This is a genomic window from Caldibacillus debilis DSM 16016, from assembly GCF_000383875.1.
GTDB classification, from domain to species: Bacteria; Bacillota; Bacilli; order Bacillales; family Caldibacillaceae; genus Caldibacillus; species Caldibacillus debilis.
In genome coordinates this window covers 131,872-157,561 of record NZ_KB912880.1, presented here as the reverse complement: position 1 = coordinate 157,561, position 25,690 = coordinate 131,872, and the positions used below count along the sequence as shown (strand labels likewise).

Genomic DNA, 25,690 nt, shown 5'->3' with positions numbered 1-25,690 from the left:
CATCCTCCGGAGTGTCTTTCGTCTTGCCATCATGGAGGAATGCTTTCAGCCGGGGCATTCCCTCTCTTTCCATGTGGGTCAAGACTACTTCTCTCCATCATTGGATCCGCCTATTCCATCTTGAAAGGTTAATTTTATCTATATTTTATACCGCTTGCGGCGGGGGATTGTCAAGGGTTTGCCGCTCCTTTTGCCCGGCGCAAGATTTTTCGGTCCGCATCTTCTTTGCGCGGCGTCCGCCGTCGCTTTGCCGAAGGGAGGCAATCAAAACAAGCCCGGATCAAGGCCATCGGCATCCAAAGCCTGCTGTTTTCCGGGCGAAAGCCTTTCTTAACGGGATGCGGGCCCGTCTCCTGATTCCATTCTCCCTTTTTCGACCCTCGTCTGTCAAGGGCAGATTCGGCCTTGCCCCCACCTTGCCATTTTTCCTCCCGGACGGAAAAAATGGATTTCCGCGCCGGCCGGGGCCGATCCCCTTTTCGGCCGGAGGGGCAGCCTCCGCTTCCCGCCAATAGACAAAATAGCGGCCGGGCCCATATCCAGGACGCCCGTTTAACGCCTGTCCATCTGCTTCTTCAATCTTCGCACTTCCCCGAGGGTGATCCCGAATTCCTTCGCCAGCTCCATCGGGGTGGCGCTCCGCATCTGCTCGATCAGATCGTGGAAGGAGATCCCGAATAGATCCTTCGGTTCCTGATGAATCCGTCCATCCTTTTCTCCGGCGCGCATCGGCCTCATCCTTTTCGTTTTTTCATAGCTTTTCCGGATGCGGGGCCTTTTTACACGCCGGCGGAAAAATTTTTTGGCACAATAAAACAATGATCCCCTCCGCACGGAATCATTGTTTCCCTTCGGCCACCTTCTTTCCGGCCCATTTTCCCCGCTCCCGGCGCTTTTTGCGTCACCGGTTCTTGCTGTCCAAAATGAGGGTTACCGGACCGTTGTTTATGAGATGGACTTCCATCCGTTCGCCGAATCTTCCCGTCTCCACCCGCAAGCCTTTTTCCCGCAAAAATTGATTGAAGCGGCCGTACAGCCGTTCCGCCATGTCCGGTTTTGCCGCAGCCATAAAGTTCGGGCGCCTCCCTTTCCTCGCATCCCCATATAAGGTGAACTGGGAGACCGACAAGACTTCGCCACCGACGTCAAGAACGGACAAATTCATCTTCCCGTCCCCGTCTTCGAAAACGCGCAAACCCGCCACTTTTTCCGCCAGGTATTCGGCGTCCTTTTCCTCATCGTCATGGGTGACGCCGACCAACAGGAGAAATCCGGTTCCGATTTCCCCGACGGTCTCTCCCCTGACGGTCACCTTCGCCTTCGATACCCGTTGCAGCACGATACGCATAAGAAAACCCTCCTCAATTCATGACGCGGCGCACGGTAAAAATGTCGGGAACCTGCTTGATCCGGTCCACGATCTTTTGCAGATGGGAAATATTGTAGATGGAGATGGTGACAAAGATGGTCGCCATCTTATTCCGGTCGGTTCTTCCGGAAACCTGGGTGATGTTCGTCTTCGCCTCGTTGATGGCCTGCAGGATTTCGTTGAGCAGGCCGCGGCGGTCGTAGCCGATGATCTCCAGATCCACATTGTATTCCTTGTTTTTGCCCGCGTAGTTTTCCCATTCCACTTCAATGAGCCGTTCCTTGTTGTCCTCGTTTTTAATGTTCGGACAGTCGGCGCGATGGACGGATACTCCCCGCCCCTTCGTGATGTAGCCGATGATTTCATCCCCCGGAATCGGATTGCAGCATCTGGAAAGGCGGATCAGCAAATTGTCGATCCCTTTGACCTTCACGCCGGTGTCATGCCGCTTGACGGCGGGGATCGGCCGGAGTTCGGACACCTGTTCGAGGATGGTCGCCTCTTCCTCGTCCTTCTTTTTCCGGAATTTTTCCGTCAGCCGGTTGGCCACCTGGGCGGCGGTGATGCCGTTGTAACCGACGGCGGCAAACATGTCCTCTTCGTTGGAAAAATTGTATTTTTCCGCCACCTGCTTCAAGTTTTCCGCAGTCATCACCTCTTTTACATCGAAGTCCATGCTGCGGATTTCCTTTTCGACCATCTCCCGGCCTTTGACGATGTTTTCTTCTTTCCGCTGCCTTTTGAAAAATTGCTTGATCTTGTTTTTCGCTTGGGAGGTTTGCGCCAGCTTCAGCCAGTCGGCGCTCGGGCCGTAGGAATGTTTCGACGTGATGATCTCGACGATGTCCCCGGTTTTTAATTTGTAGTCCAGGGGCACCAGCTTGTTGTTCACCTTGGCCCCGATCGTTTTGTTGCCGATTTCCGAATGGATGCGGTAGGCAAAGTCGATGGGCACCGATCCCGTCGGCAGCTCGATGACATCCCCCTTCGGGGTAAAGACGTACACCATGTCGGAAAACAGGTCGAGTTTCAAAGATTCCATAAATTCTTCCGCGTTGGAGGAATCGTTTTGAAACTCCAGAATTTCCCGGAACCAGCTCAGCTTCTTTTCAAAATCGTCCTGGGGATTGACCTTTTTCCCTTCCTTGTAGGCCCAATGGGCGGCGATCCCGTACTCGGCGATCTGGTGCATGCCGTATGTGCGGATTTGCACTTCCAAAGGTTCGCCTTTCGGGCCGATCACCGTCGTGTGCAGGGATTGGTACAAATTTTGTTTCGGCATGGCAATATAGTCTTTGAAACGGCCGGGCATCGGCTTCCAGCAGGTGTGGATGATGCCGAGCACGGCGTAACAGTCTTTGATGCTGTTGACGATGATGCGGACCGCAAGCAAATCGTAGATCTCATTGAATTGTTTGTTTTGCAGAACCATCTTCCGGTAGATGCTGTAGATATGCTTCGGCCTTCCGGTGATCTCGGCTTTGATTTGCACCTCGTTCAGCCGGTTTTTGATCTCGTTGATCACTTCCTGCAAATACTTTTCCCGTTCCGCCCGCTTTCGCTTCATCAAATTGACGATGCGGTAATATTGTTGGGGATTCAAATAGCGCAGCGCCGTATCTTCCAGTTCCCACTTGATTTTGGAGATCCCGAGGCGGTGGGCGAGGGGGGCGAAAATCTCCAAGGTTTCGGTGGCGATCCGCCGCTGTTTCTCCTCCGGCAAATACTTCAGCGTCCGCATGTTATGGAGCCGGTCGGAAAATTTGATCAGGATGACCCGCAAATCCTTCGCCATGGCGACAAACATCTTCCGGTGGTTTTCCGCCTGCTGTTCTTCATGGGATTTATACTTGATTTTCCCCAGCTTGGTCACTCCATCCACCAGCATGGCGATCTCTTCGCCGAATTCCTCGCGGATCGTGTCGAGGGATACATCCGTGTCTTCCACCACATCATGGAGAAAGCCGGCGGCCAGCGTTGCCGGATCCATTCGTAAATCTGCCAAAATTTCGACAACTTGGACCGGATGGTAGATGTACGGTTCCCCCGATTTCCGGTATTGGCCTTCGTGGGCCTTTTTGGCAAACTCGTAGGCCTTCCGCACGACGGCCATATGTTCCTCGTTCAAATAGCTCGCTATTTTATTGAAAACGTTGGCAACGATACAGGATTGATCCACGTCGTTCATGAATAATCACCTTAAATTTGCGGGTTATTCCCAGGAGTTAGGGATGGATTGTAATTATTATTAATAAAAATATTAAAATTGTAAAGTATTTGCACTGGAAAGGATGCGTTTCCCGGAAGGTTTTTAAGCATTTTTCAACATATTGCAACAAGGGGGCGGATCGGCGCCCGTCCCGCACGAAAAAGAGGGAACCGGAAAGCGGCCCGACGAAGGGAAGAACCTTCCGTCCCCGGATTTCTTCCCCCATAAATGCCGAGATTTCCCGGATTCGCCAACCCGTGGGGTCATTTCCCGCCAACATCCGGTCAACGTCCAACATCCCCGGAAAGGCGCCGGGGTCGGGCGAAATTTCGGGAACGGCCGCGGCCCGTCCGCTGCCTGGGCGGGCCGGCGGTCTTCCCGCAACGAAACCTTTTCGCCCCTTGGATTCATCATTCCCTATCCGTCAAAATTCCATAAGCGTCAACACGTCGTAACCTTCCAGCTTCTTCCGCCCTTCCAGGTATGTCAGCTCGATGAGAAAGGCGCATCCGGCGACGATTCCGCCCAGCTGTTCCACCAATTTGATCGTCGCGCCGATCGTTCCGCCGGTGGCGAGCAGGTCGTCGATTATCAGCACCCTTTGCCCGGGTTGAATCGCGTCCTTATGGATCGTCAAAACCCCTTTCCCGTATTCCAGATCATACTCCACTTTGATCGTTTCCCGCGGCAATTTTCCTTCTTTGCGAACGGGGGCAAAACCGACGCCCAGTTCATAGGCGACCGGACAGCCGATGATGAATCCGCGGGCTTCCGGGCCGACGACGATATCGATTTTTTTATTCCGCGCATATTGGACGATTTGTTCCGTCGCATAGCGGAACGCCTTCCCGTCGTTCATGAGCGGGGTGATATCCTTGAACTGGATGCCCGGCTTGGGCCAGTCCGGCACAATGGCGATGTATTTTTTCAAATCCATATTTTTTCCTCCCCAATCTTTGACATATTTAATAAGCGGTCAAACCAATTTTTCAGCTGTTCGGCCGTGGAAAAAAGCAATTCCTTCTCCAATTCGACATGTTCCCGCAGCTCCCGGTAGGCGGCGGATTCGGACAAATCCCGTTTTTTTGCCGACCTGTTCACGGAGACGATCCCCTTCTCCATTTCTATGAACCCGAGCTCCAAAAATACCCGGGTCATGAAGTGCACCGTCCGCTCGGTCCAGCCGCGATATTTGGCCAAATCCCGCCCGTGGCGGCCGATATCGAAGGATTCGTTTTTCAATAAAAACGCATAGTACCATTTGAAATGTTCCCTTTCCGGAACCGTATCAAAAAAATGATCCCTTTCCTGGTAAAAATGGGCGTAGATCCTCGATACCCTTTTTCCTTGGACGAGCTTGACCAGCCGATTTTTCGTCGGCGGCAAATCGAGGAGGACGACGTTTTGGCCGTCCAAAACGGCCGATTCCGCCTCGGCATCGGAAAAAACATTCGTAACGGCGTCCGGGTTGAGCCTTTCCCGAATATAGGCCAGCGTCGTTTCCCGAAAGACGATGATCTTTCTGTTTTCCTCGGGGACTTTCGCAAGCCACAGCGGAAGATTTTTGTTCCCGCGGCAGTCGAACAATTGCCACTCGTTGACGGCGATATCCTTTATGTAGATTTGCGGTTTCCGGGTTGAATTCCACTCATTGATCCCCAGTTCGCCGATCACGGATGCCCTGGCCAAAGGCGAAATATGGTCCGCAAAGGGCCCCATGTCAAAACCGATGCCTTCCAGGAGGGCCGGGTCCTTTTGCAAAACCGTCTTCAGATGGTTTTCATCGGCCCCGACTTTGCGGCAATTGGACAGCCGGACATCTTCCACCAATATTTTCGGCTTCGGATTGCCGGTTCCGAAAGGGGCCAGCTTTTCCAGCTGTTCGACGGCGTCCAGGGTGATTTCCTGCAAGGATGCGCGGCAATCGTATTCCGTCAACGGAGTGAAATCTTCCTCCGTCAATTGCTGGTCGGCGAGCCGGTTCAGCCGGGAACGCAATTCGTCCACATCCTCCAGCCGCAAAACCATTCCCGCAGCCATCGGATGTCCGCCGAAATGGAGAAGAAGATCGGCACATTCGGCCAGGTTTTCATAAATGTTGAAGCCATGGATGCTCCGGGCGGAGCCTTTCGCCGTCCCGTTTTCCTCGTCATAGAAAAGGACGACGGCCGGTTTATAAAACTTTTCGACCAATTTGGAGGCCACGATGCCGATCACGCCGGGATGCCAATCCGGATCCCCGACGACAAGGACTTTGTCATCCCTTTCCCGGAAAAGCCGTTCCGCCTGCTCGACTGCCTCCCCGGTGATCCGATTGACGAGGTCCTGCCGCTCCTGATTGATCCGGTTCAGCTCTCCGGCCAATTCGTCGGCGGTTCCCGGATCCTTTGTCAAAAACAGTTCGACGGCAAGGTTTGCGCTCCCCAGCCTCCCGGGCGCGTTCAGCCGGGGGGCCAGGGCGAAAGCGATCCCGTTTTCATCGATCTGGTGCATATCCAATGAAGCGTTTTTTATCAACGCCGACAAGCCGATATCCTTCGTCTCTTTCAAGAGAGGGATTCCCTTTTTCACGATCCACCGGTTTTCCCCGGTTAAAGGGACCAAATCGGCGATCGTCCCGATCGCTACATAGGGCAGCAATTCGGAGGGGGTTTTCCCGAGCAACGCGCTGGACAGCTTGAAGGATACGCCGACGCCGGCCAAATCCTTGAAGGGATATTTGGAATCCTTCCGCTTCGGGTGGATGATCCCGTAAGCATCCGGCAGTTCATCCTTCAGTTCGTGATGGTCGGTAATGATCAAATCCATTCCGCTCTCTTTGGCAACCTTGGCCTCATGGAGGGCGGAGATGCCGTTGTCGACGGTGATGATCAGCCGGATCCCTTCTTCTTTAAACCGGCGGAACGCCTTTTCGTTCGGGCCGTAACCTTCCAGTAGCCTGTCCGGAATGTAATATTGCACGTCTGCGCCGAGGGTTTTTAGCGTTTTCAACAGGCAATAGGTGCTGGTGACGCCGTCCGCATCATAGTCCCCGTAGATCATGATTTTTTCCCCGTCTCTGACCGCCCGCCTGATCCTTTCCACGCTCTTTTCCATGTCGGGCAATAAGAAAGGATCGTAAAAAATCCCGTCAGAAAATAAAAAACTGCGGGCATTTTCCGCATCGGTGATGCCCCGGCCGGCCAGTATTCTGGCGACAAGAGGTGCGATCTGCAATTGCTCGGCCAATTTTCGGACGGCCCCTTCGTCCACCCGGCGCATGACCCAGCGCGTGTTGGGCTCTAGCATTCCTTTCACCTCTCAACTCATTTATTATACTAAAGCCGTCCGGTCTTTTTCAATGAGTCTTTGCGGTTCCCGGAAAGGAAAAGAAAGGATCTTCCATCCCTCCGGCGAACGGTCCGGGGCCCGGATCCCCTTTTTCCCATTCCGCCGGCCAAAATCACCGGGATGGTCCCCGGGTGCGCCGGGCCGGAACGGAAAGGGCAGCTTGGCCGCCCATCGCGGCGGACGCCGGCAGGCCATCCTTTTCCGAAAAATGGCTGGGGATGAAGAAAAACCCGGCGGACCGCCTCCTTTCCCGCGGCACCCGAAAAAGAAGACGGGCAGCCCTGCGAAAACTGAAGGGGACGGTGCCTCTCCCGGGGCAAAGATGCGCCGTTTTCGGTTGTGGATGAAGAATCTGAAAGGAAGGCGACATCCCGCCCGAACTTTGATTACTGAAGGAAATAGCGGCCAGCCACGGACAAGCCTTGAAAGGGGCGCCCCTCCCGGCCTTGAATCCCGAGGGGCAGAAAAAAGCCCCGGAAACCGGGGCGGATGGGATGCCGGATCAAGTCCTCCTATTTGTGTAAAATCCTGCTCCCAGTCAAGGGAACATCGCCTTCCGGAAATGGAACGGCTTTGCGCCCACTCTTTTTACACAAATTCCTGGACTTCATCGGAAGCCGGGGTGCGTTTCCGCACCTATACTTGCGGCTCGTCGGAAAATTTCTTTTTCTCCTTGTAGGTGATCAAAACGCCCTTTTTCTTCAATTCCCTTCCTTTCCAAATGAGCCACAGCTGGGCGGCGATAAACAGGGACGAGTAGCCCCCGGCGATCAAACCGACGAACATGGCCAAAGAGAAGTTCCGGATCGCCTCGCTCCCCATGACCAAGAGGAGGACGACGGGCAACAGGACGGTCAACATCGTATTGATCGAGCGGGTAAAGACTTGCCGCAGGCTCCGGTTGACGATCTCGACAATTTCATCATATTTCCTGATTCTCCGTTTCATCCGCATATTTTCCCGGATCCGGTCGAAGGTGACGATCGTATCATTGACGGAATAACCGATGATCGTCAGCACGGCGGCGACAATGGTCAGATCCACTTCCATCCGGACGATGCTGAAAATGGCGATGACGAAAAAGGCGTCATGGAGCAGGGCGATGATGGAAGCGATGCCCATTTTGATTTCGAAGCGGAAGGCCAAATACAAGATGATGCCGAGGGAAGCGATGGCGACGGCCATGATCGCATTTTTGACCAGCTCCTGGCCGACCATCGGCGTCACGACGCTGATGCTCGGATCGTGGCCGTATTCCTCAGCGAAATGGGATTTGATCCGGTTGACCGTCTTCTGGTCAATATCCCCTTTCATGCGGACGACGGCGGATTCCTGATTGTCGCCGGAGAAAACGATTTGATCCGGCTTGATATTAAAGTTGTCCAGCTGCTTTTCAATCTCCTCGGTGGTCAACGGATGGTCCGCCATGATTTCGATGCGGGTTCCGCTCGTAAAATCGATGCTCAAATTCAGTTTGAATACCGCCAGGAGCACCGCACCGATCAGCAAAAGGGCGACGGAAAAGGTGAAGAAGATGTTCTTAAACCGGACAAAATCCCATTTGTCGAAACGGGTCGGCAGGGTGTAAATGTCATAGCCTTCTTTGATGTCTTTAATATCCTCCCTCTTAACGCCGAACCAGCCCGGTTTTCCGTCGAAGTAGCGGCTGTGCACCAAGAGCCCGAGGAAAAGCCGGGTCAGATAAACGTTGGTGACGAAGCTGAGAATGACGCTGACGATCAGCATCGTCGCAAAGCCCTTGACCGAACTCGTCCCGAAATAGAACAGCACGGCGGCGGATATGATGGTGGTCAAATTGGCGTCAAAAATCGTGATGAAGGAGGATTTGTTCCCTTCTTTGAAAGCCGCCTGCAGGGTCCGCCCCACTTTAATTTCTTCCTTCATCCGCTCGTAGGTGATGACGTTCGCGTCAACGGCCATGCCCACCCCGAGCAGCAGCGCGGCGATGCCGGGCAGCGTCAATACGGCGTTCAGCCCGCCGTTTACGGCCAAGACCAAATAAATATAGATGAGCAATGTGATGGTGGCGATCAACCCCGGCAGCCTGTAAAAACCGATCATGAAAAGGAAGACGAGGAGGATGCCGACGATGCCCGCCTGCACCGTTTTCTGCAGCGCGTCTTCCCCGAATTGGGCGCCGACGGATGTGGAATAGATCTCCTTCAATTTCACCGGAAGGGCGCCCGCATTCAACAAGTCAGCCAGCGTTTTCGCCTCTTCTACGGTAAAATTCCCCCGGATCTCCACGTCCGTGCTGTTGATCACCTCATCGACGACGGGGGCGGATATGTATTTCGGATTCGCTTTCTTCGCTTCTTCCCTATAGGAATCTTTTCCCTCTTCAAAATCCAGCCAGATCACCATAACCGGCGTATCCGATTGGAGGACTTTCCTCGTGGCCTCCGCAAACTTGCCGGCGTCCTTCAGTTTTAAAACCACGTTCGGTTTTCCCGTCGCATCATAGGATTGCTTGGCCGCACCCTGAACCAGGTCGCTGCCGTCCAGCAGCTTGTTGTCATCCGCGTCCCGGAAGGTCAATTCGGCCGTCGTGGACAAAATTTCCCGGGCCTGATTTTGATCCTCAATGCCGGCCAGCTGGACCCGGATCCGGTTCCCTCCCTCGATCTCGATGCTCGGTTCGCTGACTCCCAAAACATTGATCCGCTTATCCAGGGCCTCGACGGTGCTGGATAAAACTTCTTTCGTGATCTTATCCCCTTCGTTTACCGGTTCCACCTGGTACAGCACTTCAAAACCGCCCTGCAAATCCAGGCCGAGCTTCTGGCTTTCCAATAACGGTTTTGCCGTCGGGATCATAACGCCGAAGGAAATGAAGACGATGAGAAGAAATGCGATGAGGCGGTTCCTTTTTACCATGCGTGATCGATCCTCCTTCATTGGGCACAACAATCGGTCAGACACCCGCGGATCGGGCAGGAAAAAAGCCCCGGCGAAGCTCCCTGCCGCCCTCCCGCCGGTCAGCCCGGCATTCCGGAATCATTTCAATAATTCCCTTAATTCTTCTTGGTTTTTCTCGGAAAATAAATTTTCCGCCGTCATCTCTAAAGCGGAAATAAAGTTCATCATATCGCTCGGCTTTACGGACATGATGTCGCTCACGATTTGATAGATATGTATATCTTCTTGCGGTTTCTTCCATCGCTTCTTGGTCAGCATTTCCCATAGGTCGTCTTCCGTTACCTCGGTGAAATCCAACAGGGCGAATTCATCCAGTTTGCAGCGGAGCGCCTCTTTCACTTCCTCCCTGTATATGTCGTAAGGATGATCCATTCTTTATCCTCCCCCGATGAGAAAAACTAGTCATTGTTTGTCCAATTTACCGCATATATATCATTGTATAAAAAAAACGAGCATTTGAGAAGGCAGGGAAGGAAAATGTCCAAGTTTGTTAAAGGAACGATCATCCTGTTGGCCGCCGGGATGATGACGAGAATTTTGGGTTTCATCAACCGGGTGGTCATCGCCAGATCCATCGGGGAGGAAGGGGTCGGGCTGTACATGATGACCTATCCGGCCTTCATTTTGGCGGTGACGATCATCCAGCTGGGGATTCCCGTCGCCGTTTCGAAACGGATCGCGGAAGCGGAAGCCCTGGGAGAGCATCGGAAGATCAAAAAAATTTTCGCCCTGTCCTTATTCATTACCTTGGCCCTTTCCTTTCTTGTCACGCCTGTCTTGTATTTCGGCGCGCCGTACCTCACGGAGGCCCTCTTCACCGACCAGCGCGCCTTGTATCCGCTGCAAACGATCGCCCCCGTTTTGCCGATCGTCGCCGCTTCCAGCGTCATCCGGGGGTATTTCCAGGGAAAACAAAACATGCTCCCTTCCGCCCTGTCGCAATTGATCGAACAGCTGGTCCGCATTTTCCTGCTTCTCGCGCTCACCCGCCTGTTTGTCCCTTACGGGCCCGAATATGCCGCCAGCGCGGCGATGCTGGCGATCATCGGCGGCGAATTTCTGTCCTGCCTTTATCTTGCCGGGTTGTTTAAAATCAAAAAGGCCTTCCAGTTGCGAAAAAACTTTTTCCGCTCGCTGAAAAACAGCAGGGCCGAATTCCGGGAGCTGATGGCGATCGCCCTTCCGGCGACGGGAAGCCGGCTGATCGGTTCGGTATCCTGGTTCATCGAACCGATCGTCGTCACCCAAAGCCTGGCATTGGCCGGCGTTTCCGCCGTAGCCGCGACCAAACAATACGGGATATTGACGGGCCTGGCATTGCCCCTGCTGCTCTTGCCTTCCTTCATTACCGCCGCCCTCAGCACTTCCCTCGTTCCGGCGATCAGCGAAGCGGCATCCTTAAAAAATTACTATTTGGCGGAATACCGGATCCAGCAGGCATTAAAGTTTTGCCTCATCACCGGGGCGGCCAGCGTCGTCATCATTTTCACATTGGCGGAACCGCTCATGGCGATCCTTTACCGCTCCACTTCCGGCACCATATTCATTCAAATTATGGCCCCCTTGTTCCTGTTTCAATATTTCCAGGGGCCGCTGCTGGCGACTTTGCAGGCTTTGGACGCCGCCCGGGCGGCCATGGTCAACAGCTTGATCGGGGCCGTGGCGAAGACGTTGCTCATCTTCCTCCTCGCCTCCCGCCCGAACATCGGGATCAACGGAGTGGCCTTGGCGATGGCGACGGGTACGGTGCTCGTCACCCTCCTTCATCTGGCGACGATCCTAAAAATCATCCCCCTCTCGATCAATCTCCGGTTTTACGGAAAAGTCGCCTCCCTAGCCGTCGCCGCGGGGATTTTCGGGCATTTGGCGTACCCGTATTTTCTCGGGGAAACGACGCCCCTTTTCGCCATTTTGCTTTCGATCGCCGCCATCGCCGCCGCCTACATTTTCCTGCTTTTGGCCACGAAAACGGTCTACCTCAAGGAGTTGACGGGATGGTTCCGGAACTTTTTCTTCAGGCATTAGCCCCCGGACGGCTTTTCCTTTTTCTTTCCTTTTCGTGGATGTGCAAATTGCCGCCGGAATAGCTGCAGAACAAAACATCCCCGGGCTCGGCTATGTCGGTCTTTTTCAATTCCGCGAGGAGCCAGTCCTCGGTTTTGCCGAGCTCCTTCAGGCCTTCCCTTTGGATCTCCCCGTCGATGATCAACGGAACGGCCCGTTCCGGCTTTTTGGCGGCGTTTTCCTTTTTCAGGACGGACAGCTTGCCGTTCGGTTCCAAAAGGGCATATTCCACCTCGTTCAGATTCCACACCTCTTTTTCCCGCAACTGCATCATCAGGTCGTCGAAATTATACCGCTGCCTTCGCATTTCCTTTTCATTGATCTTCCCCTGAAAGATGATGATGGAGGGATGGCCGTCCATGAGCTTGCGGAAGCGGCTGACCTTTAACGAAAGAAACGCCAAGCCGACCTGGATGGCCATCAAAAGGAGCATCGGCAGGATCGAATCCCAAATGGACAAATAATGTTTTTCGATGGCCAAAACCGCCATCTCCCCGATCATGATAAAGACGACCAGATCGAGGATGCTCAATTCCCCGATCTCCCTTTTCCCCATAATCCGGAAAATGACGGTGATCAAGGCGTACATAAACAAGGTGCGCAAAATGATATTGAGATAAACGGACAGCTGGATGGACATTTGGATTTCCCCTTTCCCTTGTTATCTTGCACGATTCGGGAAAAAATATTTTTCCGGAAAAAAAGGGAAAGGAAAGGCGGGAGGGCGTTTGGCGGACCCTCCGGCGGGACGGAACCGGAAGAGTTCCGCCAGGGGAGGATCCGCCGGTTTTCCTTTTCCGGCGCCGGAAACGGCCCGCTGTCTTTCAGCCCTTCCGCAAGAACCCGGCGGCCGGCAAACCCGCCCGCCTTGCGGCTTTAGGCCGTCTTCCCGGTTTGTTCCGCCTGCCCGCCGGGAACATCCGCTTTCTTCGGCGCTCGCTCCCCGTTGAAAAGGGGATTTCCCGCTCCGGCCTTTTTCGCCCATCTGAATGCGGCGTTTTACCCCTTGCCTGAAAGGCGGAAAGGGATTGCCGGACGCGGGGAGCGTTTTCTTGCATAGGGACGGGAGAAGGATGGAGCGCCATTTGAAGAATGGGAAAATCGGGATTCTAAATTTCCGGCGGGACGAATATGCATGTACTACAAAGCGTGAATTTTTTTGCCGGGGGTGGACAGTGTCCATGAAGATGATGCGCTCCGTTTTTTACGGCCTTTTGACCATATATTTGATCGCCGCATTGTTCAGCTTGATCTTTTCCCTTTTGCTCTCCTTCACTTCGCTCCATGAAAGTTCCCTGGAAGGCGTCGTCACCGCCTTTTCCTTTCTCCTCCTTTTCATCGGCGGTTTTGTCGCGGGGGGAAAGGGGAAGGAAAAAGGGTGGATCTTGGGGGCGTTGACGGGAGTCTTTTATGCGGTGATCAATTTTATGTTTCAATTTTTGGGCCGCGACTCGGGATTCACTTTGGAACAAACAGCATATTACACCTTCTTTCTCCTCGCCGCCACGGCCGGGGGAGTATTCGGGGTGAACGCCTCGGGAAAACGTTCCAAAAAGGCGTGATCCCGCCGCTTGCATTTTCGCCGGAAATGAAAAAACCTGGCTTTTTCTTCGCCAGGTTTTTGCGGCTATTTCGATGCCTTCTCCAAAACTTCCCGGATTGCCGAACGGTCGTATGTAAGGCGGCTGCCGTCACCGCATCGGATCACAACGGTCCCCTCATCCAAGGAATCCACCGTGCCGTGCAATCCCCCGATCGTGACCACTTTATCCCCTTTTTGCAGGGAAGCTTGCATTTCCTGAATGGCCCGCTGCCGTTTCTGCTGCGGCCGGATCAGGAGGAAATAAAAGATCACGAGCATCAAAATGAGCATGAAAAAGCTCTGCATCACCGGATTGTCCATTCCTTCTCCCTCCTTTCAGAAATTTTTCGCATCCGGTTTATTGTAACCGTATTGGTCAAAAAATTGTTCGCGGAAATCCGCCAAGCGGTCTTCCCGGATCGCCTGGCGGACTTGCTCCATTAATTTTAACAGAAAATATAAGTTATGGTAAGTGGCTAAACGGAATCCTAGTATTTCATTCGCATGGATCAAGTGGCGGAGATAGGCCCGGGTGTAGTTTTTGCAGACATAGCAGTCGCATGCCTCATCCGGTGGCCGGAAATCCCGCCGGTATTGGGCGTTTTTGACGACGAGCCGCCCGGAGCTTGTCAGCAGCGTCCCGTTGCGGGCGATCCGCGTCGGAAGGACGCAGTCGAACATGTCGATGCCGCGGATGGCCCCGTCCACCAAGGAATCCGGCGAACCGACGCCCATCAAATAGCGGGGTTTATCCGCCGGCAAGAGCGGCGCAGTGAATTCCAGCATTCGGTTCATCACTTCCTTCGGTTCGCCGACGGACAGGCCGCCGATGGCATAGCCGGGGAAGTCCAGGGAAACCAAATCGGCGGCCGACTGTTTCCGCAAATCCTCGTAAGCGCCTCCCTGGACGATGCCGAACATCCCTTGCCGATCCGGTTTTTTATGGGCCTTTAAACATCGCTCCGCCCATCTCGACGTCCGTTCCACCGATTTTTTCATATAATCGTAATCGCACGGGTAGGGCGGGCATTCATCGAAGGCCATGATGATGTCCGCCCCCAATGCGTTTTGGATCTCCGTCGCTTTTTCCGGAGAAAGAAACAGCTTGTCCCCGTTCAAATGGCTTCGGAAATGGACCCCCTCCTCATCGATCTGGCGCAAATCGCTCAAGCTGAACACCTGAAAGCCGCCGGAGTCGGTCAAGATCCCCCGGTCCCAGTTCATGAAGGCGTGAAGCCCCCCGGCTTCCTCGACGATTTCATGCCCGGGCCTCAGCCAAAGATGGTAGGTATTGCTCAGGATGATTCCCGCCCCCAATTCCTTCAAATCTTCGGGAGACATGGTCTTTACCGTCGCCAAGGTACCGACGGGCATAAACATCGGCGTTTCGAAAGAGCCGTGGGGGGTGTGGAGGATGCCGAGCCTCGCGCCGGTCTGTTTGCAAACTTTTATCAATTCAAAGCGGATTGGTGCCAAATGCATTGCCCCTTTCTGTCGCTATTAAATGATGAGCATCGCGTCGCCGAAGCTGAAAAAGCGGTATCTTTCCCGAACGGCGGTCCGATAGGCGTTCATGATCCGCTCTTTCCCGGCGAAGGCGCTGACAAGCATAATCAACGTGGATTTGGGCAGGTGAAAATTGGTAATCAAGCCGTCGATGGCCTGAAACCGGTAGCCCGGATAGATGAATATGTCCGTCCAGCCGCTTTCCGGGGCGAATTTCCCGTTGTGTCTGGAAGCGACCGTCTCCAGCGTCCGCGTCGAGGTCGTGCCGACGGAGATGATGCGGCCCCCTTCCTCCCTCACCCGGTTCAGGAGTTCCGCCGTTTCTTCCGGAAATTGGTAAAATTCCGCATGCATCTTGTGATCTTCGATATTTTCGGCCGTCACCGGCCGGAAGGTCCCCAAGCCGACATGCAAGGTGAGAAAGGCAAGATGGACCCCCATTTCCTTGATTTCTGCCAATAATCCTTCGGAAAAATGAAGGCCCGCCGTGGGGCTTGCCGCCGAACCGATTTCCTTGGCATAAACCGTTTGATACCGGCTTTGATCCCCCAATTTCTCCTTGATATAAGGGGGGAGGGGCATCTCGCCGAGTTTTTCCAAAATCTCGTAAAAAATCCCTTCATAGCGGAATTTTAAAATGCGGCCGCCGAAATCGGTCGTCCCGACGCATACCGCCGTCAGTTCCCCGCGGCCGAACCTGATTTCGCTCCCCGGCTTGATGCGCTTCGCGGGCTTGGCCAGGGTTTCCCATTCATCCCCCTCCCTTTGTTTCAAAAGGAGGATTTCCACATGGGCCCCGGTGTCGGTTTTTTCCCCGTACAGCCGGGCGGGCATGACCTTCGTGTTGTTCAAAACGAGACAATCCCCCGGGCGCAGATAGGTTTTAATGTTGGAAAACCGGTCGTGGACGATGCCGCCGGTTTTCCGGTCGAGGACCATCAGCCGGCTGGATGTGCGCTCCTTCAAAGGGATTTGGGCGATCAATTCTTCCGGCAAATCAAAATCAAATTCTTCCGTCTTCATTCTTCCGCCACCTTTTAAGTTATCTGAAACGGCTGATCACAAAAAGAATGAGGGATAAAATCACGCTGAGGAGGAGACAGGTGACAATGGGAAAATAGAAGGTCGTATTCCCTTTGCGGATGATGATGTCGCCGGGCAGCCTCCCGAATCCCGTAAACTGCACGAGCAGGCCGATCACGACGAGAATCAGGCCGATCGTGACGATCATTTTTCCGATTCCTTCCACTTGTCGGGCACCTCCAATTGAAAATGTCGGTAGGCGAGGGGCGTCGCCATCCTCCCCCGCGGCGTCCGTTGGATGAATCCGATCTGCAATAAAAAAGGTTCATAGACATCTTCAATGGTTTCCGCCTCTTCCCCGATCGTGGCGGCAATCGCCTCCAGGCCGACCGGTCCTCCCCGGAATTTTTCAATGAGCGCCATCAACAATTTATGATCGATCGGATCGAGACCCATCCGGTCGACCTGCAGCCTGTCCAGCGCCTCGAAGGCGAGGGGGCCGCTGATCCTTCCGTTCCCCTTCACTTCCGCATAATCCCTCACCCGACGCAGCAGCCGGTTGGCGATCCGGGGCGTCCCGCGGGATCTTTTGGCGATCTCCAGGGCCGCCTCCGGCGCGATCTGCACATTCAGAATGCCCGCCGACCGCAGAATGATTTGTTTCAGTTCCTCAATTTGATAATATTCCAGGCGGCATAAAACGCCGAAACGGTCCCGGAGGGGCGCGGACAGGGCCCCGGCCCGGGTGGTCGCGCCCACCAGGGTGAAGGGGGGAAGATCGATCCGGATCGAACGGGCCGCGCCGCCTTTTCCGATGACGATATCCAGGCTGAAATCTTCCATGGCCGAATATAACACTTCTTCAATGGCGCGGGGCAGCCGGTGGATTTCATCGATAAACAAAATATCCCCCGGTTCGATGGATGTCAAGATCGCCGCCAAATCCCCGGTCCTTTCCACGGCGGGGCCGGAGGTGATCCGCAGATTCCCTTCCATCTCCCGGGCAATGATGGACGCCAAGGTCGTTTTCCCCAGACCCGGCGGGCCGAACAGCAGCACATGATCCAGCGTCTCTTCCCGCTGTTTGGCGGCCTGGATGAAGATCTTCAAGTTTTCCTTCATCCGGTTTTGGCCGATGTATTCATCCAAGGAATGGGGACGAATCGATTGTTCAAGGGAGCGTTCCTGGGCATCCGCCTGTTCCGATACCAATCTTTCTTCCAACGTCCCGACCCCCTCTACTTGGCTAATTTTTGCAAAGCAAGCTTAATATATTGCTCCGCCGACAAATCCGCTTTTTTCAATTCGGGCAGGACGGCGCCGATTTCCCGCTGCGTAAAACCGAGGGCCTCCAGGGCAAGGATGGCCTCCTTCAGCTCGCGGCGCTCCCCGTTTTCCCCGGCCTCCACGGAGAGGCCTTCGGGTTCCGTTTGAAATTCCTTGAATTTTCCTTTTAAGTCCAAAATCATCTGCCTGGCCGTTTTTTTCCCGATGCCGGGAAATTTCATCAGAAACTCCTCGTCCTCTCCCTCGATCGACCGGATGATTTGCCCGGGATCGGCGGACGCCAAAACGGCGAGCGCGCCTTTCGGCCCGATGCCCGATACGGTGAGCAATTTTTCAAAGAGCATTTTCGCTTCCCGCGTTTTGAAGCCGTACAATATGTTCGCATCTTCCCGGACATACAAATATGTATAGACCTTTTCCCGTTCGCTTCCTTTCCGGAAGGCGTACGGGTTCGGGGTGTAAATCTGGTAGCCGATGCCGTTGTTTTCGACGACGATGTATTGCGGCCCCACGTATTCAACCGTACCGATGATATATTCAAACAATTTTCTCTCTCCCTACCGGTTGTTCGAAACCATTTTATCATATTTCCGGTTTTCTGTATCCATTCCGCCTGACCGGGAATCGAAAGATTGGGCCGCGTGGGCATGGCGGCTAAGGAAAACCGGTGGATTCCGCCACTCCGGAAAAAGCCGCCCACCCCGGAGATCCCCTGCCGCGCCGAAGCGGCTTTGAGCTTCCCGATGCGGCCAAGAGGAAAAAGCCTCCCGGCGCTTCCGCCCCATCCTCAGGAAAAGAAAAGGCACGGCCGTTTCATCCGTGCGCGCTTGAAAAAAGGTCATGATCGGGAAGATTCGGAAAAGTTCCGCGGGGGAAAGAGGCCGCCCTCAACGGATGATGTCTCAAGGGAAGGCGGACTTCGCCTTGTCCGCTGCAGCCATGGTCCCGCCTTGGGAGATGATGTCCCAAGGGAAGGTTCTCCCGCTTCCGGAAACCCCGCGGGGGTCCCCGGTCCGCGGAGGATGCTTCAGGAAAAGTTCCTTCCTTCCCGGAAAAAATTCTCTTTCTTCAACCTTGCCGGACGGCCGTTTTTCCGGAACCGGCCGGATCTTCCCGGCCCTCTTTCGCCTCGAGCCATTCCGGATCGAATTGAAGGAAGGGAGGATGATTAAACAGTTCGGACAGGCCTTGAAAAAGATCCCGTCCTTTTCCGGGGAAGGAAAAATGCAAAGGGGAATGCCCGCCCATCTTTTTCGTCAAAATCATGTGATCCGTTCCCATATCGGACAAGTCCCAGCCGCGGTAATCCCCCAGCCACCGGTGAAACGGCCCCTTTTCTTCAACGACCGTTTCGCTTCTGTCCCCGTCGGCATAATCGCATCGCAAGATGATTCGCATCTTGGCGGCAGGAACTTCCGCCGGGCGGACGCCGCTTTTTTCCGCCGGGAACCCTTCCTTTTTTGCCGCAACGGCCGATTCCTCCCCGCAGAAAAGCACGGAAAAGCAGGAAAAAATGAGAAGGATGCCTGTCAACGCTCCGATACGCTTTTTCCTTTTCATGCTGCTGCCCCCGTTTGACAGAATCTTTTCCCTTCCTTCCTATTTTGGCCAAAAAAGGGGGAATTAAACGGGGACCCTTCGGGCGGGGAAAGGCATTTCCGGTTCACCGACCGGGATCTCCGGCATAGCTTGATAAAAGGAACAGATATGAGGAGGAATGCCCATGTATCCCCATCCAATGTTTCTTTATCCCGGATTCGACCATTATCCGGGGGTGAACTTTGTCCCGGGAGGTACCTTCCCTCCCGCGGTCAGGAACGACACGAGCAACATCCCCTTCCTTCCCATTGAAGGAAAGCAGTCGCTGGCCAATTTCATTTGGGTGCTGTATCAGGCGATCATCGGTGAAGCAACGGCCATAGACTTTTATTCGAAATTGCTGAAGGATGCGCCCGACGGCCTGCACAAGGAATTCATCCGCCACGCCTACGAAGACGAGCAAAAACATTTGCAGGCCTTTACCCGCCTCTATATCCACTTCACGGGGCAAGAACCCCAATATCAATTCGAGCCGGTCCGGTATGCGTCCTACCAAGAGGGGCTGCTGAAGGCCTACAAAGACGAGCTGGAGGCGGCAGAAGCCTACCGGGACGTGCAGCTTTCCACGACGGACGCCCTCATCAAAGACACCTTTTTTCTCGCCATGACCGATGAAATGGAACATGCCAGCCGCTTCAGCTTCCTGTATCTCACTTTACAAGCCCCACGACCCGAATGAAAGGGTGCCCGAACCGTCCGGAAAACCTCGTGCGGAAGAAAGAGAAACGGAGCGGGGTCCCTGCCGCGAAAGCGCGGGACGGCGAACACCCGCCCTTTCCCCTTATTCTTCCCAGTTATGGTAGACGTTTTGCACATCATCGTTATCTTCCAGCATATCCAAAAGCCTTTCCATCTTTTCCGCCTGTTCCCCGTCCAAAGAGACATAGGTCTGCGGAACCATGGTAATCTCGGCGTTGACGAAAGAATAGCCCTTTTGTTCCAACGCCTCTTTTACGGCCATGAATTGATCCGGTTCGGTATAGATTTCGAACACTTCTTCTTCCGTTTCCATTTCTTCCGCCCCGGCTTCGATGGCCTCCAGAAGCATCGTATCCTCATCGACCGGGTGTTGGCTCCGGTCGATGACCAAATACCCCTTCTTATCGAACAGGTAGGACACGCAGCCGTCTTCGCCCAAATTCCCGCCGTTTTTCGCAAAGGCGTGACGGACGGAGGCGGCGGTACGGTTTTTATTATCCGTCAGGCTGGTGACCATAACGGCGACGCCGCCGGGGCCATATCCTTCGTAGACGATTTCTTCATAATGGTCGGCGGATTGGTTTCCCGTCGCCTTGTTGATCGCCCGCTGAATATTTTCATTGGGCATGTTGGCGTTTTTCGCTTTTTCAAGGACGAGCCGAAGGGCCGGGTTGGCCGCGGGATCCCCTCCGCCGGCCTTTGCCGCCACGTAAATCTCCTTCGCCAATTTCATGAATTGTTTTCCCTTTTTGGCATCCTGGGCGTTTTTTCTCCTCTGAATATTTTTCCATTTGGAATGTCCTGCCATATTGAAATCTCCTCTCAAGCAAGATTTTCAAGAAAGGAAGGAAATAAGAGCGGTTGCCTTTTCAGCCTTATAATTATAACACGGAATGTGCGGCCGGAAAATAAACAGGATGGGAAAGGGAAAGGGGCGGTTGGCCGCAGAAAAGGACGGTTCGGCGGCCGGCCTTTTCCGTTTTTTCGAAACTTTAAAGGAAGGGCCCGGGCGGGGCAAGGCTTCCTGAATCGCCAGAGAAATTTCATCACGGATGGACGCCGCCCTCACGCACGGAAACCTGTAAAATCCTTCCGTTCCGCTTGTCCCAGCCGGAAAATTTCCATCTTTTGGGGCAGAGGTCCTCCAAAAAACAGGAAAAAGAGACGATCAGATCGACCGTCTCCTTCAGTTTTCTTCCCCTTCATCCTCCCGCGGCGGATAATGGGCGGGATGCCACGGTTTTGCCATATAATCGTCCGGATCGATAGCTTCGGGGCCGTAATATCCGCCGAAGGGATCCGCTCCGTAGGGCGCGCCCGCCGGCATGAACGGAGGCGGGCCGGAGATTCCTCCCGCTTGCGGTCCGCCCCATCCCGCCGGATAGGGCATGGCTCCCGTTTGCTGCCATTGGGAGCCGTCGCTTGGCGAAACGCTCCCTTGGGTCATCGGTTGGCCATAGGGGCCGGCAAAAAAGGGTGGCTGCCCGAAGGTTCCGCCGTAGGGGGCTTGGACGCCGGCCGTTCCACCGGATCCGCCGCAGCCGCAATCGGATGCCCCCGGGAACGAAGCCGGAAAGCCCGGATAATAGCCGGGTTGCACCATATGCGGCAGTGCAGCGGGTGCAAAAGGCTGCGGCATTCCTTTCTCGGCCGCCTGCACTTTCCCCTCGGTCATGCCGGGACCGCCGCCGTGGAAAGCGTCCAAGGATTCCATGTGCGGCAGGAACGGAAACGTCTGGTCGGTGTATTCTTCCGTAGGCAATCCGGGAGAAACTTGCATTTCCTGCTCCTGGCCTTCGCCACCCGGCCAATGATGGGGCATCATCGGATGGCCGCCGTAACCTGCCGGATGCCACGCGCCCGGGAAGGCGAAGCCGGCCGTGGGCCATCCCCCTTGCGGAAAACACGGGAATCCCGAACCGGGCAATATCGGAGTAACCGGCACGCACCAATGGGTCGGCACCGGCGCGGGAACATATACCGGCTGCTCCTCCATTTTCGGTTCTTCCTTTTTCTTTTCTTTTTCCACCGGCTTTTCCTTGACCTTGTGCTCCACCTTTGGAGGAACGGGCGGCATCGGCGGGACATGGGGAACGTGGGGCGCCGGCTGTTCAAATTTCAGGTTGGCCAGATTCGCCATGTTGAACAAATAATATTGATTGACGTCGATTTCCGGCGAAATGGTCAAAGGGGGTTTGGGGAAATAATAAGGTTTCGGAGCCGGTTTGGGCGCTTCCTTTTTCGGGATTTCCTTCTTCGGCGCTTCCTTTATCGGCTGTTCCTTCTGCACCGGATGGGCCGGCTGAATATGTTCTTTAAACGGGTGCACCGCTTCCGGATATTCTTTTTTCTGCATATGGGTTTCCTTTTTTGCCGGGATTTTGATCTTCATCCCCGGCAAAATATAATCCGGATTGGCCAAATGGGAATTCAGCTGTTTCAATTGTTCAAAATCAACATTATATTTTTGGGCGATTTTCCAAAGGGTATCCCCTTTCTGGACGATGTGGATTCTCAATGGGCTTCCCTCCTGATGTAAATGTCCCTATATTTTATGAAAATATGGGTGAATTGCTAACCATTCTCATAAAAACTTATGACGGAAGGAAAAAAATTATGAGGGAAGCTCCAGGGGGCCTTGAAAGGGGAACCCCTCTCCCTTAAAGGGCAGGCGGACCGCTTATTGCGATTCCCGATTCCCCGCCCTCACCGGCTTGCCGAATCCGGCTGCCTTCGCCAGGCCCATCGCCTCGTTCGGCCGCAGCCCGTTCGGATGAAAAAAGCGCAACAGGCCCATCCCGTTGCGCGATCGGGTCATTCCACAAATTCAAATTCGTAATCGAGCAGGCGCACCGTGTCCCCGTCTTTGGCCCCCCTCTTTCTCAACGCATCGTCCACGCCCATGCTTCGGAGCTGTCTGGCAAACCGCTTGACGGCCTCTTCCCGGCTGAAATCGGTCATTTTAAACAATTTTTCGATTTTCTTTCCTTTGATGACGAAGGCGCCGTCCGGATCCCTCGTGATCGTAAAGCCTTCCTCTTCCGGCCGGTGTTTGTAGACGACCCGGTTCGCGGAAGGCTCCCCTTCCAACAAGGGGAATTCCGGGGTTTTTTCCAGCAGGTCGGCGACGGCGAACAGCAGCTCCCGGATCCCTTGCTTCGTCGCCGCGGAAATCGGGAAAACGGGAAGATCTTCCTTCAAGCGCTTTTTAAAATCCCTTAAATTCGCTTCCGCATTCGGCAAGTCCATCTTGTTGGCGGCGATGATCATCGGCCGTTCGGTCAGGCGCATTTTGTAACGGGCCAACTCCTCGTTGATGGTGAGGAAATCCTCATAGGGATCCCGGCCCTCCACGGCCGCCATATCGATCACGTGGACGATGACCTTCGTCCTTTCGATGTGGCGCAAAAACTGCAGGCCCAAGCCGGCGCCCTGATGGGCCCCCTTGATGAGGCCGGGGAGGTCGGCCATGACGAAACTCCGCTGATCTTCCGTTTCCACCACCCCGAGGTTCGGGACGATGGTCGTAAAATGATAATCGGCGATCTTCGGTTTTGCGGAAGAGACGACGGACAACAGGGTCGACTTGCCTACGCTCGGGAACCCGACAAGGCCCACGTCCGCCAGCAGCTTCAGTTCCAAAACCAGGTACCGTTCCTCACCCGGTTCCCCCTTTTCCGCGATTTCCGGGGCGGGATTTTTCGCCGTCGCAAAGCGGGCGTTCCCCCTTCCGCCCCTTCCGCCCCTGGCGACGACCACCCGCTGCCCGTGTTCGGTCAAATCGGCGATCACTTCCTTCGTGTCGTCGTCGATGACGACCGTGCCGGGCGGCACCTTCACGACGAGGTCTTCGGCATTTTTTCCGTGCATGTTCTTCGACATGCCGTTTTCCCCTCTGGGCGCCTTAAAATGCCGCTGATAGCGGAAATCCATGAGGGTCCGCAAGCCTTCATCCACGACAAAGACCACATCTCCGCCCTTGCCCCCGTCGCCGCCGGCGGGTCCGCCCTTCGGAACATATTTTTCCCGGCGGAAGGCCACGATGCCGTTTCCTCCGTCACCGCCTTTTACATAGATTTTCACCTGATCGACAAACATCGCCGTCATTCCTTTCCTTTACCGTTCTCATTCCACCGCAGTTCAAAAGAAAAGCGGTTTCTTCCGTCTTCGGCATGATCGATGTACAGCGGTTCTTCCGTGGCTTGTTCGATTTCCTTCAAAAAGGAGGGGTCGTTCAAGCTCCCCCTAAAAAGGAAGGAGAAATAGGTTTCCTTTTCGCGGAAGTGCATTTCCAAAGTCAGCACATTTTCCCTTTCCCAAGAGGCCGAACGATTCAGTTTCCGTAAAAAATTTTCCAGCCATTCCGCCAGCCGTTCTTCTTCGATCCTTAATGATTTTCCGTCGCCGATGAGTTCATATTCCAGCCGGACGGGCCATTGCCGGTAAGGGTAGGTCAAAAGCAAAACCGACAATTTCTCCCCTTTCAGCCCGGAAAGCGCCGATTCCTTCCTCAGCCGGTCCGTCCAATGGTCCAATGCTTCTTTCGCCTTATCGATTTTCTCCAAAGCCAGGTACCCTTTGACAATTTGAATATGGTTGAGCGAATCGTGGCGCACCTTCTTTAATATTTCCACAACGTCCCATTCTTCCTGCATGAAAAATTTCTTCCCCCGTTTCCCTTTCATCGGTTATCAAAAAGTATACCACAAAGTATGCCGCAGGTAACCATGGAGGGGCAAGCCGCCCCCTTTGGCGGGGATTTGCAGGATGAACGGTTTGGCGGCCCCTTCCCGGGATTTTTGAAGGATGAACCGCCAGCGGGATACGGGGGAATCCCGGAAAAGAAAAAACTCCAACCTGGGAAGGTCAGAGTTTTTCCTGGAAAGTTCGGCGCTTGATCCGTTACGCTTCTTTTGCCACCGGATATACGCTCACTTTTTTCCGGTTGCGTCCCATCCGTTCAAAACGGACGATGCCGTCCACTTTCGCATACAAGGTATCGTCGCCGCCGCGTCCGACGTTCAAGCCCGGATGGATTTTCGTTCCCCGTTGGCGGTACAGGATGGAACCGCTCGTTACGAATTGTCCGTCCGCCCGTTTCGCGCCGAGGCGTTTGGAAATGGAGTCGCGGCCGTTTTTCGTGGAGCCGACACCTTTTTTGGACGCGAAGAATTGAAGATCCAATCGAAACATGACTGCCACCTCCTAACGTTGGAAGGTAATCCGGATATATTTCCCGTAATCCTTTTCGATCGTTCGCAATGAGACGACCATCGCTTTCAGCAAAAGGTCCACTTCGGGCCGTTTTTCTTCCGGAACATCCCCGGGGATTTCGCAATAGAGATATCCCCCTTCTCCGCCCTCTTCCACCTTCGGCACCACGCCGGTCAATTCGACAATCCCGTTCAATGCGCCGAAGACGACGGCGGAGACGCCCGCACAGACGAGATCGGAACCGTATCGGGCAAAATTGGCGTGCCCTTCCACGGTAAAGGCGGCGATCTCGCCCCTCTCCGATTGATGAACCGTTACTTTAATCATCGCGTGCCGCCTTACGCCTCGATTTTTTCGATGCGGATTCTCGTAAAGGGCTGGCGATGGCCTTGTTTTTTGCGGTAATTTTTCTTCGGTTTGTATTTGAAGACGATGATTTTTTTGGCGCGGCCGTGTTTTTCCACCTTGCCGGTCACTTTGGCACCTTCCACATAAGGATTGCCCACTTTGAGGGAATCCCCCTTGACGAGCAAGACCTTGTCGAAGGTGACCGTTTCGCCTTCGCCGGCATCCAATTTTTCCACGACGATTTCACGGCCTTCTTCCACCTTGTATTGTTTGCCGCCGGTTTCGATAATCGCGTACATTTCTTGCACCTCCCTCAGACTCAGACTCGCCACGGAAGGTGTTTTGCCGAAAGCAAAACTTAAAAACCTTCCATGCGCGGTTGCAGCACGGGTGCTCCCGTCCATAACATTTGCATCTTAACATAGGAAAAGGTTTGTGTCAACCGCAAGCGGATGAAGAGGGTTTTTTTGCCTGCAAAAATTTTCCCGGGTCCCCATCGGACGAATGTCCCAACGGACCC

The 25,690-nt window shown here is 54.3% G+C and carries 25 protein-coding genes and 2 other annotated features (1 of these 27 cut by a window edge); of the genes, 3 read left to right on the top strand and 22 right to left on the bottom strand.

Features of this window, described 5'->3' with window-relative positions; genetic code table 11:
* Window positions 1–110: a binding site (T-box leader), on the bottom strand (it extends 130 nt beyond the left edge of the window).
* 442 nt (window positions 111–552) lie between these two features.
* The 7 genes from A3EQ_RS22700 to A3EQ_RS0103865 form a co-directional block, all read right to left on the bottom strand.
* A complete protein-coding gene (locus A3EQ_RS22700) occupies window positions 553–729 on the bottom strand; it encodes a hypothetical protein (protein WP_169382644.1) in 177 nt (58 codons plus the stop codon).
* 172 nt (window positions 730–901) lie between these two features.
* The gene (gene dtd / locus A3EQ_RS0103905) at window positions 902–1,348 is read right to left on the bottom strand and encodes a D-aminoacyl-tRNA deacylase (RefSeq protein ID WP_020153882.1); all 447 of its coding nucleotides are present in this window, start codon (window positions 1,346–1,348) and stop codon (window positions 902–904) included.
* 13 nt (window positions 1,349–1,361) lie between these two features.
* Complete coding sequence (locus A3EQ_RS0103900; protein ID WP_020153881.1) at window positions 1,362–3,557, bottom strand: RelA/SpoT family protein; 2,196 nt, start codon at window positions 3,555–3,557, stop codon at window positions 1,362–1,364.
* A gap of 445 nt (window positions 3,558–4,002) precedes the next feature.
* Window positions 4,003–4,515: an adenine phosphoribosyltransferase gene (locus A3EQ_RS0103890; RefSeq protein WP_020153879.1), complete on the bottom strand. Its 513-nt coding sequence runs from the start codon at window positions 4,513–4,515 to the stop codon at window positions 4,003–4,005.
* Window positions 4,506–6,866 (bottom strand): single-stranded-DNA-specific exonuclease RecJ, encoded by a 2,361-nt coding sequence (gene recJ / locus A3EQ_RS0103885; protein WP_026499722.1) that lies wholly within the window; start codon window positions 6,864–6,866, stop codon window positions 4,506–4,508. The genes A3EQ_RS0103890 and recJ overlap by 10 nt, the downstream gene beginning before the upstream one ends.
* A 678-nt stretch (window positions 6,867–7,544) precedes the next feature.
* Entirely contained in the window at window positions 7,545–9,806 is a 2,262-nt protein-coding gene (secDF, locus tag A3EQ_RS0103870) for a protein translocase subunit SecDF (protein ID WP_020153875.1), read from the bottom strand.
* Between the two features lie 120 nt (window positions 9,807–9,926).
* Complete coding sequence (locus tag A3EQ_RS0103865) at window positions 9,927–10,220, bottom strand: post-transcriptional regulator (RefSeq protein WP_020153874.1); 294 nt, start codon at window positions 10,218–10,220, stop codon at window positions 9,927–9,929.
* Between the two features lie 105 nt (window positions 10,221–10,325).
* On the opposite strand from A3EQ_RS0103865, the gene spoVB reads away from it, so the two are divergent.
* Window positions 10,326–11,873, top strand: coding sequence for a stage V sporulation protein B (gene spoVB / locus A3EQ_RS0103860; protein ID WP_020153873.1), 1,548 nt, complete (start codon window positions 10,326–10,328; stop codon window positions 11,871–11,873).
* Here spoVB and A3EQ_RS0103855 read toward each other — a convergent pair.
* Window positions 11,863–12,552: a DUF421 domain-containing protein gene (locus A3EQ_RS0103855; protein ID WP_020153872.1), complete on the bottom strand. Its 690-nt coding sequence runs from the start codon at window positions 12,550–12,552 to the stop codon at window positions 11,863–11,865. The genes spoVB and A3EQ_RS0103855 overlap by 11 nt on opposite strands.
* Window positions 12,553–13,093: 541 nt before the next feature.
* Between A3EQ_RS0103855 and A3EQ_RS0103845 the strand changes: the two genes are divergently transcribed.
* The gene (locus tag A3EQ_RS0103845) at window positions 13,094–13,474 is read left to right on the top strand and encodes a TIGR04086 family membrane protein (RefSeq protein ID WP_040369100.1); all 381 of its coding nucleotides are present in this window, start codon (window positions 13,094–13,096) and stop codon (window positions 13,472–13,474) included.
* A 65-nt stretch (window positions 13,475–13,539) separates the two neighbouring features.
* On the opposite strand, the gene yajC is transcribed toward A3EQ_RS0103845, so the two are convergent.
* The 7 genes from yajC to A3EQ_RS0103805 all read right to left on the bottom strand — a co-directional run bounded on the left by yajC (window position 13,540) and on the right by A3EQ_RS0103805 (window position 18,870).
* Window positions 13,540–13,815 (bottom strand): preprotein translocase subunit YajC, encoded by a 276-nt coding sequence (gene yajC / locus A3EQ_RS0103840; RefSeq protein ID WP_020153869.1) that lies wholly within the window; start codon window positions 13,813–13,815, stop codon window positions 13,540–13,542.
* Between the two features lie 15 nt (window positions 13,816–13,830).
* On the bottom strand, window positions 13,831–14,976 hold the full coding sequence (gene tgt, locus A3EQ_RS0103835) for a tRNA guanosine(34) transglycosylase Tgt (protein WP_020153868.1): 1,146 nt from the start codon (window positions 14,974–14,976) through the stop codon (window positions 13,831–13,833).
* 18 nt (window positions 14,977–14,994) lie between these two features.
* On the bottom strand, window positions 14,995–16,023 hold the full coding sequence (gene queA / locus A3EQ_RS0103830) for a tRNA preQ1(34) S-adenosylmethionine ribosyltransferase-isomerase QueA (protein ID WP_020153867.1): 1,029 nt from the start codon (window positions 16,021–16,023) through the stop codon (window positions 14,995–14,997).
* Window positions 16,024–16,042: 19 nt separating this feature from the next.
* Window positions 16,043–16,249 (bottom strand): DUF2905 domain-containing protein, encoded by a 207-nt coding sequence (locus tag A3EQ_RS0103825; protein ID WP_020153866.1) that lies wholly within the window; start codon window positions 16,247–16,249, stop codon window positions 16,043–16,045.
* Entirely contained in the window at window positions 16,228–17,247 is a 1,020-nt protein-coding gene (gene ruvB, locus A3EQ_RS0103820) for a Holliday junction branch migration DNA helicase RuvB (protein WP_020153865.1), read from the bottom strand. The genes A3EQ_RS0103825 and ruvB overlap by 22 nt, the downstream gene beginning before the upstream one ends.
* Window positions 17,248–17,261: 14 nt before the next feature.
* Window positions 17,262–17,855: a Holliday junction branch migration protein RuvA gene (gene ruvA, locus A3EQ_RS0103815; RefSeq protein ID WP_020153864.1), complete on the bottom strand. Its 594-nt coding sequence runs from the start codon at window positions 17,853–17,855 to the stop codon at window positions 17,262–17,264.
* A 523-nt stretch (window positions 17,856–18,378) separates the two neighbouring features.
* Complete coding sequence (locus tag A3EQ_RS0103805) at window positions 18,379–18,870, bottom strand: hypothetical protein (RefSeq protein ID WP_020153862.1); 492 nt, start codon at window positions 18,868–18,870, stop codon at window positions 18,379–18,381.
* A gap of 163 nt (window positions 18,871–19,033) precedes the next feature.
* On the opposite strand from A3EQ_RS0103805, the gene A3EQ_RS0103800 reads away from it, so the two are divergent.
* Window positions 19,034–19,588: a ferritin family protein gene (locus A3EQ_RS0103800; RefSeq protein WP_020153861.1), complete on the top strand. Its 555-nt coding sequence runs from the start codon at window positions 19,034–19,036 to the stop codon at window positions 19,586–19,588.
* A gap of 102 nt (window positions 19,589–19,690) precedes the next feature.
* Here the strand turns inward: A3EQ_RS0103800 and A3EQ_RS0103795 are convergent, their stop codons facing one another.
* The 7 genes from A3EQ_RS0103795 to rplU all read right to left on the bottom strand — a co-directional run bounded on the left by A3EQ_RS0103795 (window position 19,691) and on the right by rplU (window position 25,469).
* On the bottom strand, window positions 19,691–20,416 hold the full coding sequence (locus tag A3EQ_RS0103795; RefSeq protein WP_020153860.1) for a YebC/PmpR family DNA-binding transcriptional regulator: 726 nt from the start codon (window positions 20,414–20,416) through the stop codon (window positions 19,691–19,693).
* Window positions 20,417–20,794: 378 nt separating this feature from the next.
* On the bottom strand, window positions 20,795–22,126 hold the full coding sequence (gene safA / locus A3EQ_RS21645; protein WP_020153857.1) for a SafA/ExsA family spore coat assembly protein: 1,332 nt from the start codon (window positions 22,124–22,126) through the stop codon (window positions 20,795–20,797).
* 296 nt (window positions 22,127–22,422) lie between these two features.
* On the bottom strand, window positions 22,423–23,706 hold the full coding sequence (gene obgE, locus A3EQ_RS0103765) for a GTPase ObgE (RefSeq protein WP_026499719.1): 1,284 nt from the start codon (window positions 23,704–23,706) through the stop codon (window positions 22,423–22,425).
* 5 nt (window positions 23,707–23,711) lie between these two features.
* On the bottom strand, window positions 23,712–24,263 hold the full coding sequence (locus A3EQ_RS21640) for a Spo0B C-terminal domain-containing protein (protein WP_020153853.1): 552 nt from the start codon (window positions 24,261–24,263) through the stop codon (window positions 23,712–23,714).
* A 247-nt stretch (window positions 24,264–24,510) separates the two neighbouring features.
* Window positions 24,511–24,801 (bottom strand): 50S ribosomal protein L27, encoded by a 291-nt coding sequence (gene rpmA, locus A3EQ_RS0103750; protein ID WP_020153851.1) that lies wholly within the window; start codon window positions 24,799–24,801, stop codon window positions 24,511–24,513.
* A gap of 12 nt (window positions 24,802–24,813) precedes the next feature.
* Window positions 24,814–25,149, bottom strand: coding sequence for a ribosomal-processing cysteine protease Prp (locus A3EQ_RS0103745; RefSeq protein ID WP_020153850.1), 336 nt, complete (start codon window positions 25,147–25,149; stop codon window positions 24,814–24,816).
* 11 nt (window positions 25,150–25,160) lie between these two features.
* The gene (gene rplU / locus A3EQ_RS0103740) at window positions 25,161–25,469 is read right to left on the bottom strand and encodes a 50S ribosomal protein L21 (protein ID WP_020153849.1); all 309 of its coding nucleotides are present in this window, start codon (window positions 25,467–25,469) and stop codon (window positions 25,161–25,163) included.
* 12 nt (window positions 25,470–25,481) lie between these two features.
* Window positions 25,482–25,561: a sequence feature (ribosomal protein L21 leader region), on the bottom strand.
* Window positions 25,562–25,690: the final 129 nt, after the last annotated feature.

Bases quoted from the DNA above. Each gene is read 5' to 3' on its own strand.
- A3EQ_RS22700 (WP_169382644.1), bottom strand. From the start codon at position 729: ATGCGCGCCGGAGAAAAGGATGGACGGATTCATCAGGAACCGAAGGAT.
- dtd (WP_020153882.1), bottom strand. From the start codon at position 1,348: ATGCGTATCGTGCTGCAACGGGTATCGAAGGCGAAGGTGACCGTCAGG.
- A3EQ_RS0103900 (WP_020153881.1), bottom strand. From the start codon at position 3,557: ATGAACGACGTGGATCAATCCTGTATCGTTGCCAACGTTTTCAATAAA.
- A3EQ_RS0103890 (WP_020153879.1), bottom strand. From the start codon at position 4,515: ATGGATTTGAAAAAATACATCGCCATTGTGCCGGACTGGCCCAAGCCG.
- recJ (WP_026499722.1), bottom strand. From the start codon at position 6,866: ATGCTAGAGCCCAACACGCGCTGGGTCATGCGCCGGGTGGACGAAGGG.
- secDF (WP_020153875.1), bottom strand. From the start codon at position 9,806: ATGGTAAAAAGGAACCGCCTCATCGCATTTCTTCTCATCGTCTTCATT.
- A3EQ_RS0103865 (WP_020153874.1), bottom strand. From the start codon at position 10,220: ATGGATCATCCTTACGACATATACAGGGAGGAAGTGAAAGAGGCGCTC.
- spoVB (WP_020153873.1), top strand. From the start codon at position 10,326: ATGTCCAAGTTTGTTAAAGGAACGATCATCCTGTTGGCCGCCGGGATG.
- A3EQ_RS0103855 (WP_020153872.1), bottom strand. From the start codon at position 12,552: ATGTCCATCCAGCTGTCCGTTTATCTCAATATCATTTTGCGCACCTTG.
- A3EQ_RS0103845 (WP_040369100.1), top strand. From the start codon at position 13,094: ATGAAGATGATGCGCTCCGTTTTTTACGGCCTTTTGACCATATATTTG.
- yajC (WP_020153869.1), bottom strand. From the start codon at position 13,815: ATGGACAATCCGGTGATGCAGAGCTTTTTCATGCTCATTTTGATGCTC.
- tgt (WP_020153868.1), bottom strand. From the start codon at position 14,976: ATGCATTTGGCACCAATCCGCTTTGAATTGATAAAAGTTTGCAAACAG.
- queA (WP_020153867.1), bottom strand. From the start codon at position 16,023: ATGAAGACGGAAGAATTTGATTTTGATTTGCCGGAAGAATTGATCGCC.
- A3EQ_RS0103805 (WP_020153862.1), bottom strand. From the start codon at position 18,870: ATGAAAAGGAAAAAGCGTATCGGAGCGTTGACAGGCATCCTTCTCATT.
- A3EQ_RS0103800 (WP_020153861.1), top strand. From the start codon at position 19,034: ATGTATCCCCATCCAATGTTTCTTTATCCCGGATTCGACCATTATCCG.
- A3EQ_RS0103795 (WP_020153860.1), bottom strand. From the start codon at position 20,416: ATGGCAGGACATTCCAAATGGAAAAATATTCAGAGGAGAAAAAACGCC.
- obgE (WP_026499719.1), bottom strand. From the start codon at position 23,706: ATGTTTGTCGATCAGGTGAAAATCTATGTAAAAGGCGGTGACGGAGGA.
- A3EQ_RS21640 (WP_020153853.1), bottom strand. From the start codon at position 24,263: ATGCAGGAAGAATGGGACGTTGTGGAAATATTAAAGAAGGTGCGCCAC.
- rpmA (WP_020153851.1), bottom strand. From the start codon at position 24,801: ATGTTTCGATTGGATCTTCAATTCTTCGCGTCCAAAAAAGGTGTCGGC.
- A3EQ_RS0103745 (WP_020153850.1), bottom strand. From the start codon at position 25,149: ATGATTAAAGTAACGGTTCATCAATCGGAGAGGGGCGAGATCGCCGCC.
- rplU (WP_020153849.1), bottom strand. From the start codon at position 25,469: ATGTACGCGATTATCGAAACCGGCGGCAAACAATACAAGGTGGAAGAA.